Origin of the sequence: Streptomyces sp. CT34, assembly GCF_000805335.1 — a bacterium.
In the GTDB taxonomy this organism is placed as follows: Bacteria; Actinomycetota; Actinomycetes; order Streptomycetales; family Streptomycetaceae; genus Streptomyces.
In genome coordinates this window covers 1-16,668 of record NZ_KN708639.1, presented here as the reverse complement: position 1 = coordinate 16,668, position 16,668 = coordinate 1, and the positions used below count along the sequence as shown (strand labels likewise).

General features: G+C 69.7%; 19 protein-coding genes. 18 read left to right on the top strand and 1 reads right to left on the bottom strand.

Going from position 1 to position 16,668, the window contains the following annotated elements; all coding sequences use genetic code 11:
- From RZ84_RS40060 to RZ84_RS34610, 17 genes are all read left to right on the top strand, one after another.
- Positions 1–581: hypothetical protein (locus RZ84_RS40060; RefSeq protein WP_206743104.1), on the top strand; the 581-nt coding region annotated here is incomplete at its 5' end.
- A 127-nt stretch (positions 582–708) separates the two neighbouring features.
- Complete coding sequence (locus RZ84_RS34675; protein WP_043271934.1) at positions 709–900, top strand: hypothetical protein; 192 nt, start codon at positions 709–711, stop codon at positions 898–900.
- Between the two features lie 132 nt (positions 901–1,032).
- Entirely contained in the window at positions 1,033–1,200 is a 168-nt protein-coding gene (locus RZ84_RS39430) for a hypothetical protein (RefSeq protein WP_157879001.1), read from the top strand.
- 74 nt (positions 1,201–1,274) lie between these two features.
- Positions 1,275–1,955 (top strand): hypothetical protein, encoded by a 681-nt coding sequence (locus RZ84_RS34670; RefSeq protein ID WP_052230630.1) that lies wholly within the window; start codon positions 1,275–1,277, stop codon positions 1,953–1,955.
- 74 nt (positions 1,956–2,029) lie between these two features.
- Entirely contained in the window at positions 2,030–2,434 is a 405-nt protein-coding gene (locus RZ84_RS34665) for a hypothetical protein (RefSeq protein ID WP_043271933.1), read from the top strand.
- Positions 2,435–2,457: 23 nt separating this feature from the next.
- The gene (locus tag RZ84_RS34660; RefSeq protein WP_043271931.1) at positions 2,458–2,673 is read left to right on the top strand and encodes a hypothetical protein; all 216 of its coding nucleotides are present in this window, start codon (positions 2,458–2,460) and stop codon (positions 2,671–2,673) included.
- A gap of 87 nt (positions 2,674–2,760) precedes the next feature.
- On the top strand, positions 2,761–3,411 hold the full coding sequence (locus RZ84_RS34655; RefSeq protein ID WP_043271929.1) for a DUF6197 family protein: 651 nt from the start codon (positions 2,761–2,763) through the stop codon (positions 3,409–3,411).
- A 61-nt stretch (positions 3,412–3,472) separates the two neighbouring features.
- Positions 3,473–4,213 (top strand): FtsK/SpoIIIE domain-containing protein, encoded by a 741-nt coding sequence (locus RZ84_RS34650; protein ID WP_157879000.1) that lies wholly within the window; start codon positions 3,473–3,475, stop codon positions 4,211–4,213.
- Between the two features lie 213 nt (positions 4,214–4,426).
- Positions 4,427–4,666, top strand: a complete 240-nt coding sequence (locus RZ84_RS34645; RefSeq protein ID WP_043271925.1) for a hypothetical protein — start codon at positions 4,427–4,429, stop codon at positions 4,664–4,666.
- Positions 4,666–5,268, top strand: coding sequence for a GGDEF domain-containing protein (locus tag RZ84_RS35430; RefSeq protein ID WP_052230629.1), 603 nt, complete (start codon positions 4,666–4,668; stop codon positions 5,266–5,268). Before RZ84_RS34645 ends, RZ84_RS35430 begins: the two co-directional genes overlap by 1 nt.
- Positions 5,268–5,714 (top strand): ASCH domain-containing protein, encoded by a 447-nt coding sequence (locus RZ84_RS34635; RefSeq protein WP_052230628.1) that lies wholly within the window; start codon positions 5,268–5,270, stop codon positions 5,712–5,714. The genes RZ84_RS35430 and RZ84_RS34635 overlap by 1 nt, the downstream gene beginning before the upstream one ends.
- Entirely contained in the window at positions 5,711–6,877 is a 1,167-nt protein-coding gene (gene dnaN / locus RZ84_RS34630) for a DNA polymerase III subunit beta (RefSeq protein WP_043271923.1), read from the top strand. The genes RZ84_RS34635 and dnaN overlap by 4 nt, the downstream gene beginning before the upstream one ends.
- A 343-nt stretch (positions 6,878–7,220) precedes the next feature.
- Positions 7,221–7,382 (top strand): hypothetical protein, encoded by a 162-nt coding sequence (locus RZ84_RS39425; RefSeq protein ID WP_157878999.1) that lies wholly within the window; start codon positions 7,221–7,223, stop codon positions 7,380–7,382.
- A gap of 244 nt (positions 7,383–7,626) precedes the next feature.
- Positions 7,627–12,981: a telomere-associated protein Tap gene (locus tag RZ84_RS35425; protein WP_052230627.1), complete on the top strand. Its 5,355-nt coding sequence runs from the start codon at positions 7,627–7,629 to the stop codon at positions 12,979–12,981.
- 8 nt (positions 12,982–12,989) lie between these two features.
- Positions 12,990–13,574 carry a telomere-protecting terminal protein Tpg gene (locus RZ84_RS34620; protein WP_043271921.1) on the top strand — a complete coding sequence of 195 codons (585 nt, stop codon included), beginning with the start codon at positions 12,990–12,992 and terminating at the stop codon, positions 13,572–13,574.
- A gap of 493 nt (positions 13,575–14,067) precedes the next feature.
- Positions 14,068–14,298 carry a hypothetical protein gene (locus RZ84_RS34615; RefSeq protein WP_043271919.1) on the top strand — a complete coding sequence of 77 codons (231 nt, stop codon included), beginning with the start codon at positions 14,068–14,070 and terminating at the stop codon, positions 14,296–14,298.
- Positions 14,298–14,558 carry a hypothetical protein gene (locus RZ84_RS34610; RefSeq protein WP_043271917.1) on the top strand — a complete coding sequence of 87 codons (261 nt, stop codon included), beginning with the start codon at positions 14,298–14,300 and terminating at the stop codon, positions 14,556–14,558. The genes RZ84_RS34615 and RZ84_RS34610 overlap by 1 nt, the downstream gene beginning before the upstream one ends.
- 455 nt (positions 14,559–15,013) lie before the next feature.
- Here RZ84_RS34610 and RZ84_RS34605 read toward each other — a convergent pair whose 3' ends face one another.
- The gene (locus RZ84_RS34605; RefSeq protein WP_043271915.1) at positions 15,014–15,244 is read right to left on the bottom strand and encodes a hypothetical protein; all 231 of its coding nucleotides are present in this window, start codon (positions 15,242–15,244) and stop codon (positions 15,014–15,016) included.
- Between the two features lie 406 nt (positions 15,245–15,650).
- On the opposite strand from RZ84_RS34605, the gene RZ84_RS34600 reads away from it, so the two are divergent.
- Positions 15,651–16,364 carry a hypothetical protein gene (locus RZ84_RS34600; protein ID WP_043271912.1) on the top strand — a complete coding sequence of 238 codons (714 nt, stop codon included), beginning with the start codon at positions 15,651–15,653 and terminating at the stop codon, positions 16,362–16,364.
- Positions 16,365–16,668 lie beyond the last annotated feature (304 nt).

The following is a 16,668-nucleotide window of genomic DNA, read 5'->3' as shown; positions in this document are numbered from 1 at the left end:
CGAGGCCCGGCCGCCACAACGGTCGGGCGATCGTGGTGATCGGCGGGTCGGAGCGCGTGTGTCAGCTCGTGTTCGTGGAGGAGGGCGAGGCCCGCGCCTACGCGCTCAACGGCCGCTCGCCGGTCGCCCCGCCGGCCTACGTCTCGATTGCGGAGCGTGAGGCTGAGGCGCTTCCGGAGCCGGTGTCCATGGTGAAGGAAGAAGTGTCCACCCTTGGCGATCACCAGGGGAGTGTCCATGGACAGTCCATGGACAAAACCGTCAGTAACGGTACAAGTCAGGTAGTCACTGAAAGTGACGTCCATGGGAGTGAGGACGGGGTCGTGATCCCCCTCATCAAGCCCAGCACGGAGCCGGAGCCGATCGTTGGCAACGAGGCCGCAGCCGCCTTCCTCGGCTACGAGGGCGACAAGGGCAAGGACGCCTTCGTCAAGGCGCGCAGCCGGTACAAGAAGCGCGAAGGCGAAGACATCCCGGGCACCTTCCAGGTCGGGAATTACCCCGCCTGGTGGCCCAGGGACCTCAAGCGCTGGCAGGCGAAACTCCCCCGCACGGGAGTCAAGGAAGTCGCCAGCAAGTAAGTAAAACCCTTGGATCGGCGGCCCGGATATCACCGGCCGGGCCGCCACCCAAGGAAATCAAGAACCCATCTGATCCACACCCGGGATACCTCCATCCCGAAAACGGACGAAAAGCGGGGAACGAGAAATGGCTAACGTCTCGATCGTCATACTCCTGGCCCTGATCTGCGCCGCCTGCCTCAAGACCGGCGCCATGAAGTTCTGGCAGCTCCTCGTTGCCGGTGTATTCGGCTTCTACGTGGCCCATTCCGCCATCGGCCCCACGATCGCCGAAGGGCTTACCAATTTCTTCAACTGGGTCGGATCGCTGAATTTCTGACCGGTCACCCCCGCTGATTCCCGGCGCTTTGGCTCCGGGCTTCGGCGAGGACGACCGGCACCCGCCAACCGCCTGCCTCGACCACTGACCAGCGCGCCCGGCGAAGGCCGGCCGCCACCGAAGGGAAGCCCGATGCGCATCAACGACACGGACTACGTCAACCACACCGAAGCCGCCCGGATCCTCGGCACCGCCCTCTTCGCGGCGCTGCGCCGCGGCAACCTCACCCCCCGCCAGAAGCAAAAGATCGACCGGATTCTCGCCGAGGCCGAAGCCCGCGAGACCAGCCGCAAGCCCTGACCGCCACCCATCGCCCAGCCCGTACCCGACGCAAAGAACCACCGCAGCAGACGCTTTCGAAGGAGATCAGCACTGTGACCACCGAACAGCCCGGCCAGCAGGACCAGAACACGAACGTCCACCAGCTCCAGCAGCTGCCCGGCGCCCTCATCGAGGACACCCCCGCCACGGCGAAGACCACGACGGCCGCCGCCGTGGAGCAGCTGCTCCGGGCGAAGGACAGCGTGGGGGAGTGGCTGACCGACCGCGGCGATGACCTGCGGCGCGCGGTCAAGGGCGGCTGGAAGGAGACCGACGACTGGATCAAAGCGGCCCTGGGTGGTCTCGCCCTCCTGGTCGTTGTCTGGGTCGGCGGCACGCTGCTGACCGTCCTCCTCAAGAGCATCGTCGCGCTGGCCTCGCTGATCAGCCACGTCCACGTCGACACCGGCGCCCGCTCCCACACCGGCCTGCTGGCCACGATCACCGAGCCGGTCCGCACCTACCTGGCCGGCCACACCCGCGGCCTCGCCGCGGGCTCCGCCACCGCGTACGCCGCCTGGCAACTCGCGGTCCTCGTCACCGGCTTCCTGTCCTGGGCGACGACCTCCTTCGGCGCCCGCTTCGCCTGGGGCGTCGTCGGCGCCGGCACCGCCTGGATGGTCTGGAGCGGCGCCCCGGCCACCGGCCGCGAGGTCGCCACCGGCCTGACCGCCCTGGCCTGGGGCCTGCTGTCCATCGTCGCCCTGCGCGGCTTCCGCATCCGCGGCTTGTGACCTGTCCGCGCGGGCGGACACCTAGTCCGCCCGCCCACCAACCCACCGCACACCAACTCCCGGAGGAGATCCGCATGACCGTCCAGCAGCTGCTCACCGCCACCGCGTACACCGCCCCGGAAGACCTGATCCGGCACCTCGACGCGCAGACCGACCGCGCGTTCACGCTGTCGGACGCCGCCGCAGTCCAGGCCACCCGCCAGCTGCGGGAGCCAGCCGACTTCCAGGCGCTGACCCTCACCGCCCGCGGCCAGGTCGCCGACATCGCCGTGCTGATCGAGTCGCTGGTCACCGCCGCCCAGGCCCACGACCTCGACGACCTCGCCAACCGCCTGGACGACGCGGCCGAGGTCGCCAACGACTTGCTGACCTACCTCAACCGCGCCGCCCACGGCACGCTCCCGGCCGCCGACGAAGGCGCCGACGAGGGCCAGGAGGACGGCGACCAGGACCAGGCCGACGAACCCGTCGCGGCCTGACACAAGGAAGAAGGAGAACTGCGATGAAGTACCGAGTCGACATCCCGATCCAGCACAAGGACACCGGCGCGAAGGGCTGGCAGTGCGTCGTCGTGGAGGCGACCGTCTCGCGCGAGGCGCGGTGCCTGGCCCTGCTGGAGGCCGGCGACCTGAACGCCGTCCGGCACCGCCGCGACGCGGTCCTGGTCCTCAACGACCCGACCCGCCCGATCAACGTCCTGGACGTGACCCTCGGCTGACTCCGCCCCGGGGCGGCCGTCACCCGGCAAAGGAAGCCGGCCGCCCCGGGCCCCGGAACCCGCTACAGAGAACCGGAGACCCCCATCATGACCGCTGCGCTCCTCCAGATCGAGTCCAGTACCCAACTCCTGGCCGACGAGGTAGAGGCATGGCTCAAGGCGCGCACCGAAACCGCCGCCCCGGCCACCCCCTCTCCCGCGTCGCCCGTCGCCGCTCCCGAGAGCGGAATCGACATCGCCGCCCTGGTGGCCGCCGGCCTTGCCGAGGTGGAGCGCAGTGAGCGGGCCACGGCCGCAGCCCAACTCGCGGTCCGCCCCTCCTTGATGGACCGCATCACCCGCCGCCACCTGCGCCCTGCCGAACAGGCCAGCGTCCACATCCGCCGAGCCGCCGCCGCGCTGGCCACCGGCGGATGGTGCCGCGGCCAGCTGCGCTCCACCAGCGGCGCGCACTGCATCCTCGGCGCCCTTCTGGCAGCCCCGGCCAATGCCGACACCATCACCCGCTCCCACCTTCACATCCGCGCCGCGATGGCCGACCCGGCCCCCTACGCCCAGCCGCCCGCCGCGTACATGGAGCGTCTGGAGCAGAGCGCCCGCCGCGAAGGCATCGACCCGGCCGCCGTACGACGCCAGCTCGACATCGCCGTCCACAACAACATCGCCGCCCCCACGGTCGGCGCGGTCCTGGAGCTCCTGGAGCGCGCCGCCGCCCTCGCCGAACGCTCCGGCGACTGAGGTGTCCGGTTTCCCGCAGAACATGACCGCCCAGCTCAACCCGACCCGAGATGAGGAACCCATGACCGTCCCGTACACCCCGGACCCGCACCACAAGCAGCTGCTCCCGCTGGGCGTTGACCCGTCCACCAGCCGCCCGATCACCCTCGACCTCGACCTGTACCCGCACCTGGCCATCGCGGGCGGATGCGGGAGCGGAGTCAGCTCGCTGCTCCGCCTGATCACCGCGCACACCGTGGCGACCGGCGGCACGGTGAACGTCATCGCCCCGAAGCGCGTTTGCTTCGCCACGTTCGAGGGCGTGCCCGGTGTCGACCTCACCAAGGGCGTGGACGCATTCAGCGCCGCGATCCGGTCCGTCTACGCGGAGATGGAGCAGCGGCTGAAGGCGGGCACGAGCGGCCCGCGCCGCCTGCTGGCCGTCGACGACCTGGCGGACATGATCGCGCACGCCCGGTACATGAAGGACACCGAACTGCTGGCCGCGGTGCAGCTGCTGCCGCGCATCCTGCTCGCCGGCCGGGCCGCCGGCATGCACCTGGTCCTGGGCAAGGCCGGACGCGGCGTCCTCAACCACCTGGGCAGTCCGGGCCAGGTCCGGGAGACCGCAACGGCCCTGCTCCTGGGCAAGAACGAGCGGGTGTTGGCGCAGCACATGGGCATCGACCCGCGGTTGCAGCGCACCTACCGCGGCGCCGGCGTCCTGCGGACCCCCGGCACCGACGGCCGCCAGATCGCCCTCGCCTACCTCACCGACGAGCAGGCCCGCGCCGTGGCCACCCGTCCACAGGTCACCGGCTGATCGCCGAAATCTGTCCACAGGCCCGAGCTGATCAGCTTGTCCGGGGCCGCGCGCAGGCCCCGGACGCCGACCGAGAGGACCTCCATGAACCGCAGCTCCGGGCTTCACGGCGACTGACCGAACTTCCCGACTCCGCACATGCGGAAGGGGCGTGCCCTCCCGCCTACGAAGCCGAGCGCACGCCCCAACACCCCAACAAGGAGCAGACCCGAGATGACCACACTCAAGGCCCCGCCCGCAACCGTCGCGGGAACGCAGACCGGCATCAGCTCCTGGTGCTCGGAGTGCGACGGCCGCCCCTCCGACCGGATCGCCGTGTTTCCCGGGGGAAACGCCCGCGCCGGCCTCGACGCCGACCGCGCGGCCAGCCAGCACGGCTTTGGCGCCCACGTCCACTACATCCCCCGCGGCGACCAGTTCGCCGTCGTCGTGCCCCGCGGGGAGGTGCGGTGATGTACGAGGCCATCCTCGCCGCCGCGATACCCGCCGCCGGATGGGTCGCCCACGCCGCCCTGCTGCACCGTCGGCTCAACGCCGAACGCCACGACCCCATCAGCGGCTTGTGGGACCGCCGCACCTGGATGCGCCGCGCCGACCGGCTGATCCGACAGCGCCGGGTGAACACCGTCATCCTGTGCGACCTGGACGGCTTCAAGCCCGTCAACGACACCTTCGGCCATGACGCCGGCGACGCCGCCCTCAAGGCGACCGGGGCCCGTCTGGCCGACTACATCGAGCATCACGGCGGCGCCCACACGGTGTGCTCGCGGCTCGGCGGGGACGAGTTCGCCGTCGCCGCCACCACGAACGACCTGGAGACGTTCACCAGCGGTCTGGCCCGCGCCCTGGCACAGCCCGTGCCGTGGCCGGGCGGCCCGCTGAAGTTCACCGCCTCCGTCGGCGCCATCCGTATCGCCGACCTGCCGCAGCCGTCCGCGTCCACCGCGCTGGGAGCCGCCGACGTCCGCATGTACGAGGTCAAGGGCCGCGGCCGTCGCGGACGCCGTACCCTGCCCCGCCGCCTGTCGGCCCTGCTGACCGGGAGGGCCGTCTGATGGCACCGATCACCGAGCCCGATGCCGTGCGCGTGCTGACCGTGCGGCAGCCATGGGCCGACGCCCTGGCCTACCTCGGTAAGGACATTGAGAACCGCAGTCGCCGCACCACGTACACGGGCGTCCTGTACATCCAGGCCGGACTGCGCCCCGACCCGGACGCCTACGCCCAACTGCCCAGCCGCGATGACCTACCGGGCGTGACCGGCGCGGTCATCGCGGTCGCCCGCCTGACCGGCGCCCACCACGAGTGCGACTGCTCGTGCAGCACCTGGGCCTTCAAAGGCGCCTGGCACTGGGAAATCGCGGACGCCGTGCCGCTGACCACGCCGGTGACCGCGAAGGGCCGCCTGGGCCTGTGGATCCCCGACACGCAGTTGCGCGCCCAGGTCGCCGCCGTCACCCCCTCCCCGCATCACTCCACCACGCCAAGGAGCACCGCATGAAGCTCATCGTCAACACCCAGACCCTCGCCCAGGCCCTGCGGTTCGTGGGCCGCCGCCTCCCGTCGGACGCACCGATGCCCGTCATGTACGGCATCCACCTGACGGCCCGCGACACCGGCGAAGTGGTGCTGACTGCCCACGACATGGAGACCGCCGCCACCGCCACGGTGCAGGCCGAGGTACGCGAGGCCGGCACCGCGGTCCTGCCCGGCCGTATGCTGCGCGACCTGGCCCTCGCCCTGCCCGGTACGGGGAAGGTGGAACTGACCGTCGACGGCGGCCGGTGCCTGCTCACCTTCGGTGGCACTCAGCTGGAGATGGCCGTGCTGCCCGTGGAGGAGTACCCGGCCCCGCACACGGCCACCAAGACGACCGTGCGGCGCGTGGATGGCGGCGAGTTCGCCAAGGCCGTGGCACAGGTGGCCTTCGCCGCCGGCCAGGACGAGACGCTCCCGATGCTCACCTGCATCAACCTCGAACTGGCCGGTCGGAACCTGAGCCTGACCGCCACTGACCGACACCGCATGGCTCTGCGGCAGATCCCGTTCGCCGACGCCCACCGAAAAGTCTCCCCGGTCCGGCATCTGGTCCCGGCCACGGCGCTGAAGCGGGTCGCCCGGGAGTTCTCGCGGTGCCAGACGGTGACGCTCGCCGTCACCGACAAGCCGGGAGAGCCGCTGACCATCGCCAGCGACGACGGCCGGACGGTCAGCATGCGGCAGCTGCGGCCCGGCGGCTACCCGACCGGCAAGAAGCTGAACAGCATCCTGCCCGACCCCGACAGCTACGTGGTCAGGGTCGACGTGGACGCCCGGGTCCTGCGCGCGGCCGTCACCAGGATGACGCTCCTGATGGAACGCCACGTGCCGATGACGCTCACGGTCAACCCAGACACCCGGCGCCTGCACTTGTACGGCGGCAACGGCGACAGCACCCGCCTGAGCGACACGCTCGATGCCCGCCAGGTGCAGGGCGAAGGGATGCGCGCCGCGTTCAACCCGGAGCTGCTGCTCGGGGGCCTGAAGGCACTCAAGTCCCGTGTCCTGCGGCTGCAGATGATCTCGCCCCACAAGCCGCTGCTCGTGGAGGCGGCCGACGGTGACGGGCTGCGGTTCGTGCTGATGCCGATCCGGACCAGGGAGGGCGCCGCCGTTCCCAACTGACCTGCTGGGCAGGCCCGGTCGCCTCCGCGGCGCCGGGCCTGCCGCCGTATCTCATGTGACGAATTTTGAGTGGAGTGGCGAGTCGTGATCCACGAGGCGTTGGTGTCGTGTAAGTTGTTGGCTAGTCAGTTTTCTGTGGAACGATGGGGAGACGTCAATGCGCTCTGGAGAGCGACCGCCGACCTCGGGCCGTGGACCGGATCAACGGCAGGGAGTCACCTTCGCGGAGATCGCCCGCATGTCCGGCGCCGTGTCGAGGCCGACTGCGCAGTCCATCGCAACGACAGCCGGCGTTCCCGGGCACGGCGTACGACGCGGCATCTCTCCGGAGAACGGCCGACGCATGGCCATGGCGCTGTCCGTCGGGCTGCTGAACGCCACATCGGCCCGAGCCATCGCCCGCGACCCGAAGTCGTTCCTGGCCGCCATGCACGAACTGCAGGATCTGGTGGAGACGATCGTCAGCGACCGGCAGGAGGAAGCCAGCGCGATAACTGCCGCCTGACTCCAGGTACGACAAAGGCCCGGCTCCCTGCCAAGAGATTCCGGGCCCTCGCCACCAATCGCCGCTACCTGCTCCCCGCCGGGTTTATCAGACCCGGACGACGGCCTTATCAACCGTTGATGGTGCAGGTGACGGCTCACTCGTCGTTTGGAAGGGTACCCATGGCTTCGGCCATCCACTACTCACACATTTCAAATGTCCTGAATGTCACCCCGCCCGTGTCGATCTCCGGCGGTGGTGCTCAGTGACAACGCTCACCCTCGTCACCCGTTCCGCGGCCTCCGACCGCTCCTCCTACGAGCGCGCTTTCACCGCGCTGGAGGCCGCCGGATGCAAGCCGCGGGCCCGTGGCGAGTCGGGACTGGACGCCTGCTGCCCGTCCCACGACGACGCCGACGCCAGCCTCTCCGGAGACTGGAAGCCCGGCACGGCCGACCGGTCCGGCGCCATGTTCCTCAAGTGCCACGCCGCCTCCGGCTGCACATTCGACACGATCCTCGAAGCCCTCGGCCTGCGGCGCGCCGACATGTTCGACGGCCTCTCCCCGGAATTCGCCGAACGACGCGGCACCACCACCCCCTCCCCGCGTCGCAGCGCCCCGGCCACGGCGAAGACCGTGCCCGCCCGGCGTCGCCGCACCAGCGAGCCGAAGCCCAAGGCCGACCACGACCACGACTTCAAGCACGAGCGCACCCACACCTACCCCGACACCATCGGCACGATCGTCGCCCGCATCCACCGCAAGCGGTGCGCCGTCGACGGCTGCAACGAGAAGACGTTCCGCACCGCCTACCCCAACGGCAAGCCCGCCGACGGCGTCCCGCTGTACGGCACCCCGGAGCTGGCCGCCGCCATCGAGGCGGGCCGCACCATCCACATCTGCGAAGGCGAAGGCGACCAGGAAGCCCTCACGGCCGCCGGTGAGATCGCCGTGTCCGCGCCGTTCGGCGCCGACTCCGGCACCGGCGACAAGTGGCTGCCGATGCACACCGAGCAGCTGCGCGGCGCCCGCGCCGTCGTCATCTGGGCAGACCGCGATCCGGCTGGACTCCTGCACGCCGGATACATCGCCAACCAGCTGCTCACCTCCGGCGGCGTCCTGCACGCAGAGCCGACCCGCACCGGCACCGGCGTCACCATCGACCTGCGCATCGTCTACCCGGCCGTCGAAACGCCGAAGGCCGATGCCTCCGACCACTTCGCCGCCGGACACAGCGTCGCGGACGCCGTCGACGTCCCCACTGAAGACCTCGCCTCCACCGGCCTCACCGGCCCGGCGACCCCGGCCATCTCGGACCCGCAGGAGGCCCAGCCGCCGGCCGCCGACCCGACCCAGGAGCCCGCAGCCCCCGACACCGACACGCAGGAGGCGGAAGACCGCGACGCCCCCGAGCCCGGCCAGGAGCCCCCGCCGGGCTTCGCGGTCGAAGGCTCCTCCGGCTGGCGCTACTCCACCACCACAGGCCGCGACGGCACGATGTGGAAGTCCTCCGGCCGGGGCGAGAACCGCACCTGGGGCAGGGAACTGAGCTGGGCACCCATCCTCGAAGAGCGCCTGGTGCTGATGAAGGACGACGGCAAGCCCGGGGCGAAGTACTTCACCTTCCGCGTCGGCGCTGACACCGCCACCGTCTCCCTCGCAGACCTGCGCACCGGCGAAGCCTGGGACGCGTTCCCCGACGCGGTCGGCACCGGCTCCAAGCCGGTGCGCGAGGCGCTCCTCAACTGCGTCGAAACGCAGGGCAAGAAGATGCCGCGCATCCCGGTCGTCACCCGGACCGGGTGGCACACCCTGCCTGACGTCGGCCGCACCTACGTTTTCGCCGACGGCCGCACCTTCCCCGAAGGCCGCTTCGTCCAGGTCATCGGAGCCCCCGAACCCCTGCGCCGCGCCGCCGAACCCCTCAAGCGCACCGCCGACGACGTCGAATGCCGCACGGCGATCGGGAGCATCGCCGCCCACGGATGGGCCTCCTTCATGGGCCTGGGCGCTGGAGCCCGCTCCCTCGGCTACACCCTGCGGCCCGTCCCGTCCTCGCTCGTCTTCGACGCAGAGCCCAACAGCGGCAAGACCCAGGCGGCCAACACCGGCCGCAGCCTCGTCCTCACCCCGCGCCCCAAGGCGTGGCCGCCCGTGGTGACCAAGGGCATGAACAGCACGATCACCGACATCGAGTGTGCGATCGACTTCGAGGGCGACACCCCCAGCCTCCTGGACGACGTCGCCCTCACCCGGGCCTCGCCCGCCATGGAAGTCCGGGAGATGGAGAAGAAGCTCGAACTGGTGCTGCGCGCCGGAGGAAACCTCACCGAGATCCGGGGCCGCCGTAACCGCGACCTGACCTCCAAGCCCGGCAACTACATCCGCTCCATCCCGGTCGTCGCCGCCCAGATGCTGCCGATCTCCATGCAGGAGTCCCTGTATCGCCGCTCGGTCGTCATCTACCTCTCCCGCGAAGGCGGCGAAGTCGACTGGCGCTGGTACCGCGACGGAGGCGGCGCGGCCCTCTCCGTGCCGCTGCGCACCCTCGGAGACCGGATCATTGCCCACCTCCACGGCATCGAGGACCCCGACGCCTACCTCGCGGACCTCGAAACGCAGGCCCTCAAGCGGTTCATCCCGTACATCGAGGCCGAACTCCCCGAGTCCAGCGGCACCATGGACGGCGTCGTCACCGCCGCCGCCGCGATGCTCGCGGGCTTCGGCCTGCTGGCCGCTGTCACCGGCCTGGAGATGGGCGACATGATCGACGTCGTCGCCGCCCCGCTCGCGGCATCCCTCGCCCGGCAGGCCCGGGTGATGGACGACCAGCACGTTGCCCAGGACGACCTGAGCACCGCCGTGGTGGAAGTCATCCGCCAGGCGCTGTCGACCGGACGTGCCCACGTCCGGGACGAGAAGGGCGTCATCGGCCCCGCCGTCCCGGGGGAGGTCGAACAGGTCCAGGGCGTCGTCAAGATGAAGGACGGCTCGGACAACTGGGAGGGCAAGGGCCCGGCCTTCTACTGGCTCCCCGACAAGGGCCCGGCCTTCGGCGTGAAGACGATCCAGCTCCACACGCTTCTCAAGGCGTCCTCCGACACCCGGGTCCAGGGCATCGGACAGCGCACCCTCCCCGACACTCTCCTCAAGGCCGGATTGACCATCCGCAATGACGTCCAGAAGGCGCGCGTCGCCGTCCACCAGATCCGCGTCGGCGACGACAACCCGCGCCTCCTCCTGATCAAGGCAGAGCTGGTCTGGGACCTCCCCGAATCCGGGAACCCCGACCCCGGCCCCGACGGAGGCAACGGCGGGGGAGGCAACGACGGAGACGATCAGCCTTCCGGCACGGAACCCTCCGCCACGGCACACGAGAACCAGATGACCGAGACGACGCTCTTTGACGTCATCGCCCAGAAGAACGGCGTCGCGGCGGACGCGCCCGCCATCACCGCCCCTGCAAACTCCCCGATCCCCAACGCCGACAGCCCCATGACGGGGCCTGCCACCACCAACGGCTACAGCTCCGAAGAGGAGGACGACGCCATGGCCGCGATCATCAACGACGTCCCCAAGGGCACCTGCGTGCGTTGCGGGTACCCGACGACGGCCCGCAACGCCGACGGGCAGTGGGCCCACACCGAACTCCCCGGCCTGTACCGGTGCGACCAGGGCTACACCAACCCGGAATTCGCCCACCTCAACTCTCAGCTCCCGCACCTCGCCCAGCAGCCGGCACCCGCCACGCCCCCGGCTGCGCCGTCGATCCCCACCCAGGCCGCCGCGCCCGAGCCGACCCCCTCCCCGCGTCCCGAAGTTCACCCGGCCCCGCCGGTCCCGCCGCGCCAGCAGCCGGCCCCGGCCGCCGACGCGACCTACCCCAACGGCCCGCTCGCGGTCCTCGACCTCACCGACGACGGCCAGCTCCTCGCGCACCTCGTGGACGGCCGCACTCTCGACTGCCCGGCCCGCAGCATCCCCACCCTCATCAAGTGGGCGCTCGACGCCGGACTCGGACAGCGCCGCCTCCACAAGTGGGGCAACGACGCCGACCCGCTGGTCATCCTCACCGCGTCGGCCACGAAGAAGATGGGCCTCCCCGCCGACCTCGAAGACCGCGACGGCCTGCGCCTCGAACCGGGCCACAAGGTCATCAAGGCCCTCACCAAGGCAGGCTGGACCCTCACCAAGCGCGGCTTCGGCCCGTGGCCGCGCATATACAAGCCGGTCCAGGACGGCCGCCGCATCTGCGTCCAGCTCGCCATCGTCCCCTGGGGCGCCCTGGACGCCGCCTCCGGCTGGTACATGGACGACGACACCGCCCCCGCCGACATCGCCCGCGCACTCGGCACCTACGCCGACCGCGTCATCGCCCCGCGCGGCACGATGGCCACCAGCGGCCTGGAGCTCATGCTCCAACTGCGCCCGGCCACCCGCCCGGTGAAGGTGGAGACGACGGACGAGACCACGGGCGAAGTCACCGAGACCTACGTCTCCGGCCCCGTCGAAGGCTCCCTCACCCAGCCCCGGCAGCCGGCCCCGTGCGAGGCCCGCGACGAACACCCCATCGTCTACGAGCTCTACGGCAACGACCGGCCCGCCGACAGCGTGATGCGCGAAGAGGCATGGAGCTGGCACCGCGACCTCCACGGCCCCGAGCGCGACTTCACCAACTGCATCGGCCTCGACACCAACACCAGCTTCCTGAGCTGCTCCTCCCGCCTCCTGGTCGGCGACAGCGACCCCGTCCACCACGTCCGCCCGGCCTTCAACCCGAAGACCCCCGGCGCCTGGCGCCTGGACTTCTCAGGCGCCTACAACGACCTCGTCCGCCGCCTGCCCGAAGGCCAGATCAACCCGCTCGACCCGCGCCTGCCCAACCCCTTCACCCCAAGCGGCCTCCCGCCGACCGGCCCCGCCTGGTACACCACCCAGACCGTCGACTACGCCCGCAAGCTCGGCATCCCGGTGGAACCGATCGAGGCATGGCTGCGCACCCCACTCACCGGCGGCTGGCTCGACCCGTGGAACGAACGCCTCGCCACCGCGTACAAGGCCACGATGGCCAACCTCGGTGTCACCGAGGACATGCAGCCGGAAGCCTTCCTGGAGGCGATGGAGCGCTACAACGCGGGCGAAGGCGACCCGATCGAGCGCCTCGTTCTGGACGCCATCAAGCAGTCGGCTAAGTCGGGCATCGGCAAGCTGAACAGCAGCCCGGCCCGCTACATCGGATACCAGCCCGGCCAGCCCTGGCCGGAGCTCGACAAGCCCTGGTGGCGCCCGGACATCCGCGCCTCGGTCATCGCCACCGCCCGCATCATCCAGCACCGCAAGATGGTCAAGATGCTCACACTGATCGGCCGGGCCCCGCTCGCCGCGTACTCCGACTGCGTCATCTACCCCTCCCACGGCCTCTCCCCGCTGGAGCTGATCCCGCGTAAGCCGGACGGCGCTCAGGTGCCCGGGGCCTTCCGCCTTGGAGTCCAGCCCGGCTGGGCGAAGTTGGAGGGAGCACGCTCCCTCGACTGGTACGTCAAGACACATGAAGACGGGGCCAACCCCGCCAAGTACATCGCGCCGCAGAAGAACGAGCGCTTCGACGACGGGGAGTGAGAGTCACCATGGGAAAGCTCTTCGACGGACTCCGCAAGGCCGTACACAGCAAGCTCACCCCGGAGCAGGCCGCCATCCCCAAGACGGTCAAGGGGCAGGCGTCCGCGCTGCTGCGCGAGGAGAAGAAGAAGCGGGGCGAGGCCGGCGCGGTCAAGCGCGTCGCCGAACGCCTCGGCATCAAGCCGGACTCGGTGTACCGCTACCTCAGCGGCAAGCGGAAGAACCCGCCCAAGCACATCGCGCAGAAGCTGGAGAACGAGGTCCGCGCGGGCGCGAAGCCCCGACTCCAGAAGAAGGTCATCCAGGAGGCGAAGAACGCCCCGGTGCGGATTTCGGCACGCGCGAAGATCGGATTCAGCAACTCGCAATCCGGAAGGAAAACACCGGACGGGCGAATGCGGAACATCGCTGAAACCCTCCCGCCCGCCTACGCCACTCCACTCTGGCAGGCATTGGAAGACGGGGACGAACAAGAAGCCATGCGCATCATCCGCGAATATCTGCAAACCGAATACATTCAGGAAGGCGGCGGAAACAACGCCTACACTGAAATCAACTTCACCGACATCGACCGAATGGATTTCAACTTCTGATAGGCGCGAATAGGGCGGGCCCCCGGATTCAACCCCGGGGGCCCGCCCTATTCGCATTCGGTGCCACTACTCCGGCGGCAGGTGCATCCCATCGTCACGGTGACGGCGCGAGCGTCTTGAACCCCGTTCCCTTGCAGACCCGGCAGGGACAGCCGGGGTCCCCGTACAGATACCCGTCGCCGCGGCACGGTTCGCAGTACGGGTCAGGCGTCCCCGGCGGGGCGTCGCCCGTGCCCCGGCACGTCTTGCAGGTCCCGATATCCGGGTCTCCGCCCGCGCCATCGCAGTCGAGGCACGTCGTCGCATCGGCGTCGTCACTCCGGCCGTTGTGCACGCTCATGTCAGCCAGCCTGCACGACGAGCATCACAAGCCCGCCGATGCCGAGCCGAACACAACCCGAACGGGCCCCGATCCTGACTCGCGAAGGGGCAGCGCCGGGCATCAGCTCGCCGCTACCGTGGACCGACGCCACACCACCGCCAGGAGTCCGCTATGAGCGACCAGCAGCAGCCGGCCCCCGACCGCCAGCCGGTCACCACCCAGGGCGCCGACGCCCTCCGCGCCTACGCCGAGCGGACCCGCTCCAGCGCCGAACAGCTCGCGGCCTTCCTCGAAGACGTTGCCGCCAACGGCCTCCCCACCGCGGAGTCCACCACCCCGTGGGAAATCGTCCGTGACCGCCGCCTGGCCGAACTCGCAGCAGAACGAGGCAACGTCGCCTGATGGCCAAGCACAGCAAGCGCCGCGCCAAGATCGGATTCACCGACAGCGCCATCGCACAGATCAACAAGCTATCCGGACCCGAAGTCCACGCCCTCGACCGCGCCTTGGCCGCTCTCTCCGCTGACCCCGAGATGGGCGAGGAGATCCCCAACTCCGAGCCGGCACTGTGGCGGTACGACGACGAGGTGGAGGACGTCACCGTGATCTACTACGTCACGGCTTTGCGCACCGTCATCGTGGTGGCGTACGTAGAGGCGTAAGCAGCAGCGCAAGGCCCCCAGAAGCCCGCACAAGGGCCGCTGGGGGCCTCCGCGCACCTGTGGTCGGACGCGGCCTCCCCGCGGCGCCCAGCGGCCACGGAGAGCAGCCGTCCACCCTGTGAGCCTGTGAGCTTGAACCCTTGTTTCCCCAGGTGGTGGGGCCGACCTGTGAGCCTATGAGCCTGTGAGGTCACCGGACTAGTCAATGATCCCGCTCTCCACACCAGCCGGCGCAGGCCGCCGCCGTACAGAAAACCAGCCTCTTCCTGGTGCTGAGGAAGAGGTGTCGGCCTGGCCAGACGCATACCCACCAGCTGTGACCTGCACCGATGACCTGCCCGTCCGGAGGCACCTGGTACCCACGGTGGTACGCAGGGTGGCACCCACGGTGGAACGCACAACGGTACGCACGGTGGAACGCACGGTGGAACCACCCCGCCACACGTCTCGGTGCCTCAGTCCACCTCGGTCCCCCACACGTCCGGGCCGCCGCCGCGCCACTCGATCAACGGACCGTCCAGCCGTACCTCGTCAGGGTCCAAGCCAGCCCGGCGCAGGAACTCCAGCAGGTCCGCGACGTTGTAGGCGATGCCAAGGAGCGTGGCGTCCGCATGAACCCGGCGACCGCCGCCAGGCGCCGGCGGATGTACCACGACGCGAGGATGGGGCCGGGACGCATCAGTCATGCCTCCACCCTGCCCACCACCGCCGCCGGGCGCCTGTCGGCCTGTGGACGGGGCCCGCCGGTGAAACGCAGAGTGAAACGCGCGGTGCAACACACCTTTGACCTGCATGGATAGCCCAATAGTCCGCATCCTGCTCTGCGTTGCACCCTCGCGTTGCACCGCAGACGGAGCCGGCACTGAGCAACGAGACCACCCGCTGGCCACGGCCCGGCGGTGCACCCTGGCGGCGGACCACCGCGAAGAGGAGCCTGGAGCCAGGCACCCCAGGGGGGTGTCACGCCGCCTGTCACGCGCACTGTCACGCTGCCCCCTGTCACGTGCTCTGACCTGAACAGACAGACTCAACCCCCAGAACCCGGCGTGACACCCCAGCGTGGCAGGTGCGCCCCAGCACGCCGGAGAACCGATGCGAGCCCAGGACATCCGGATCGGCGAGACCTACATGGTCTGCGTCCCCCAGCGCCTTCCCCGCGAGATCCGCGACCGCCTGCCGCGCGACCGCGAGACCTACGCCGCCTACATGCGCCTGCACCTCCACCGCGGCCGGCGCTTCGACCTGACCGTCACCTCCGTCGACCCCGGCCCGCCAGGCCCGCCCTCCGTCGACGGCGTCGAGACGCTCAAGACCAGCAAGGTGGCGCTCCCCCTCACCAGCGAGCAGGCCGACCTCCTCGGACTGCCCCCTGACACCACGTACGAGATCCATGGCCTGCTCCAGGACGCGGACGGCGAGCCCGTCGAGCTGCCCACCACCCTGACCCACACCGGCCTCCCGGCACGCTGGCTGCGACCTCTCGGAACGCCGACGGTCCTGGACTCGCTCTCCATCGCGTACTACCGGTACCGGGTGCGCGAGCAAGCCACCGGAATGACGCCAGAAGCAATTTCCGAGGCTGCTGCCAAAGCGCAGGAGAGCGAAAGAGAGACCGCAGGGCGAGCCCTCGACAACTATGAGGCAGAAGACTTCCTACCCACCCGACGAGTTGAGCATCAGGAATGGCGTAGGATCGAGGCGACAATGACAGAGACGGGAATGCAGATATATGCCCCAGAAAGCGATCCGGAGCTTTCTGAAAATGAATTGACGAATCCACTCAGAAAGCGCCTTGACGGGAAATAGATTCCCTGAGAGGATCGCACCACAAGCAAATAGAAGAATCCTGATATTGCGAATATGAAAGTGGGGCGATAATGAACGACCAGCAGGTTTCAATTACGCGGAGCGGGATTGAAAACGGAATTCGAGAAAGGGAAATCCGGAATCCGGGCGAGGCTGGCACCCCCTCCCCGCGTCGCTGCGTTTTTGTCTTTGGCCGCGCTGACCATGGCGTTTCTAGTTTGCAACGTAGATCAGCCCGCACGGGCCGCAGCGCGGCCCGTCGTCCCTGGGTTGGCGCGGAGCGCCTCCCCACCCGCTCCGCGGG

What these genes read in the sequence shown, in the direction of transcription:
- RZ84_RS34650 (WP_157879000.1), top strand. Translation starts at nt 3,473, where the DNA reads ATGACCGTCCCGTACACCCCGGACCCGCACCACAAGCAGCTGCTCCCG.
- RZ84_RS34635 (WP_052230628.1), top strand. Translation starts at nt 5,268, where the DNA reads ATGGCACCGATCACCGAGCCCGATGCCGTGCGCGTGCTGACCGTGCGG.
- RZ84_RS34620 (WP_043271921.1), top strand. Translation starts at nt 12,990, where the DNA reads ATGGGAAAGCTCTTCGACGGACTCCGCAAGGCCGTACACAGCAAGCTC.
- RZ84_RS34675 (WP_043271934.1), top strand. Translation starts at nt 709, where the DNA reads ATGGCTAACGTCTCGATCGTCATACTCCTGGCCCTGATCTGCGCCGCC.
- RZ84_RS35430 (WP_052230629.1), top strand. Translation starts at nt 4,666, where the DNA reads ATGTACGAGGCCATCCTCGCCGCCGCGATACCCGCCGCCGGATGGGTC.
- RZ84_RS39425 (WP_157878999.1), top strand. Translation starts at nt 7,221, where the DNA reads ATGGCCATGGCGCTGTCCGTCGGGCTGCTGAACGCCACATCGGCCCGA.
- RZ84_RS34600 (WP_043271912.1), top strand. Translation starts at nt 15,651, where the DNA reads ATGCGAGCCCAGGACATCCGGATCGGCGAGACCTACATGGTCTGCGTC.
- RZ84_RS39430 (WP_157879001.1), top strand. Translation starts at nt 1,033, where the DNA reads ATGCGCATCAACGACACGGACTACGTCAACCACACCGAAGCCGCCCGG.
- RZ84_RS34645 (WP_043271925.1), top strand. Translation starts at nt 4,427, where the DNA reads ATGACCACACTCAAGGCCCCGCCCGCAACCGTCGCGGGAACGCAGACC.
- RZ84_RS34605 (WP_043271915.1), bottom strand. Translation starts at nt 15,244, where the DNA reads ATGACTGATGCGTCCCGGCCCCATCCTCGCGTCGTGGTACATCCGCCG.
- RZ84_RS34655 (WP_043271929.1), top strand. Translation starts at nt 2,761, where the DNA reads ATGACCGCTGCGCTCCTCCAGATCGAGTCCAGTACCCAACTCCTGGCC.
- dnaN (WP_043271923.1), top strand. Translation starts at nt 5,711, where the DNA reads ATGAAGCTCATCGTCAACACCCAGACCCTCGCCCAGGCCCTGCGGTTC.
- RZ84_RS34610 (WP_043271917.1), top strand. Translation starts at nt 14,298, where the DNA reads ATGGCCAAGCACAGCAAGCGCCGCGCCAAGATCGGATTCACCGACAGC.
- RZ84_RS34665 (WP_043271933.1), top strand. Translation starts at nt 2,030, where the DNA reads ATGACCGTCCAGCAGCTGCTCACCGCCACCGCGTACACCGCCCCGGAA.
- RZ84_RS34660 (WP_043271931.1), top strand. Translation starts at nt 2,458, where the DNA reads ATGAAGTACCGAGTCGACATCCCGATCCAGCACAAGGACACCGGCGCG.
- RZ84_RS34615 (WP_043271919.1), top strand. Translation starts at nt 14,068, where the DNA reads ATGAGCGACCAGCAGCAGCCGGCCCCCGACCGCCAGCCGGTCACCACC.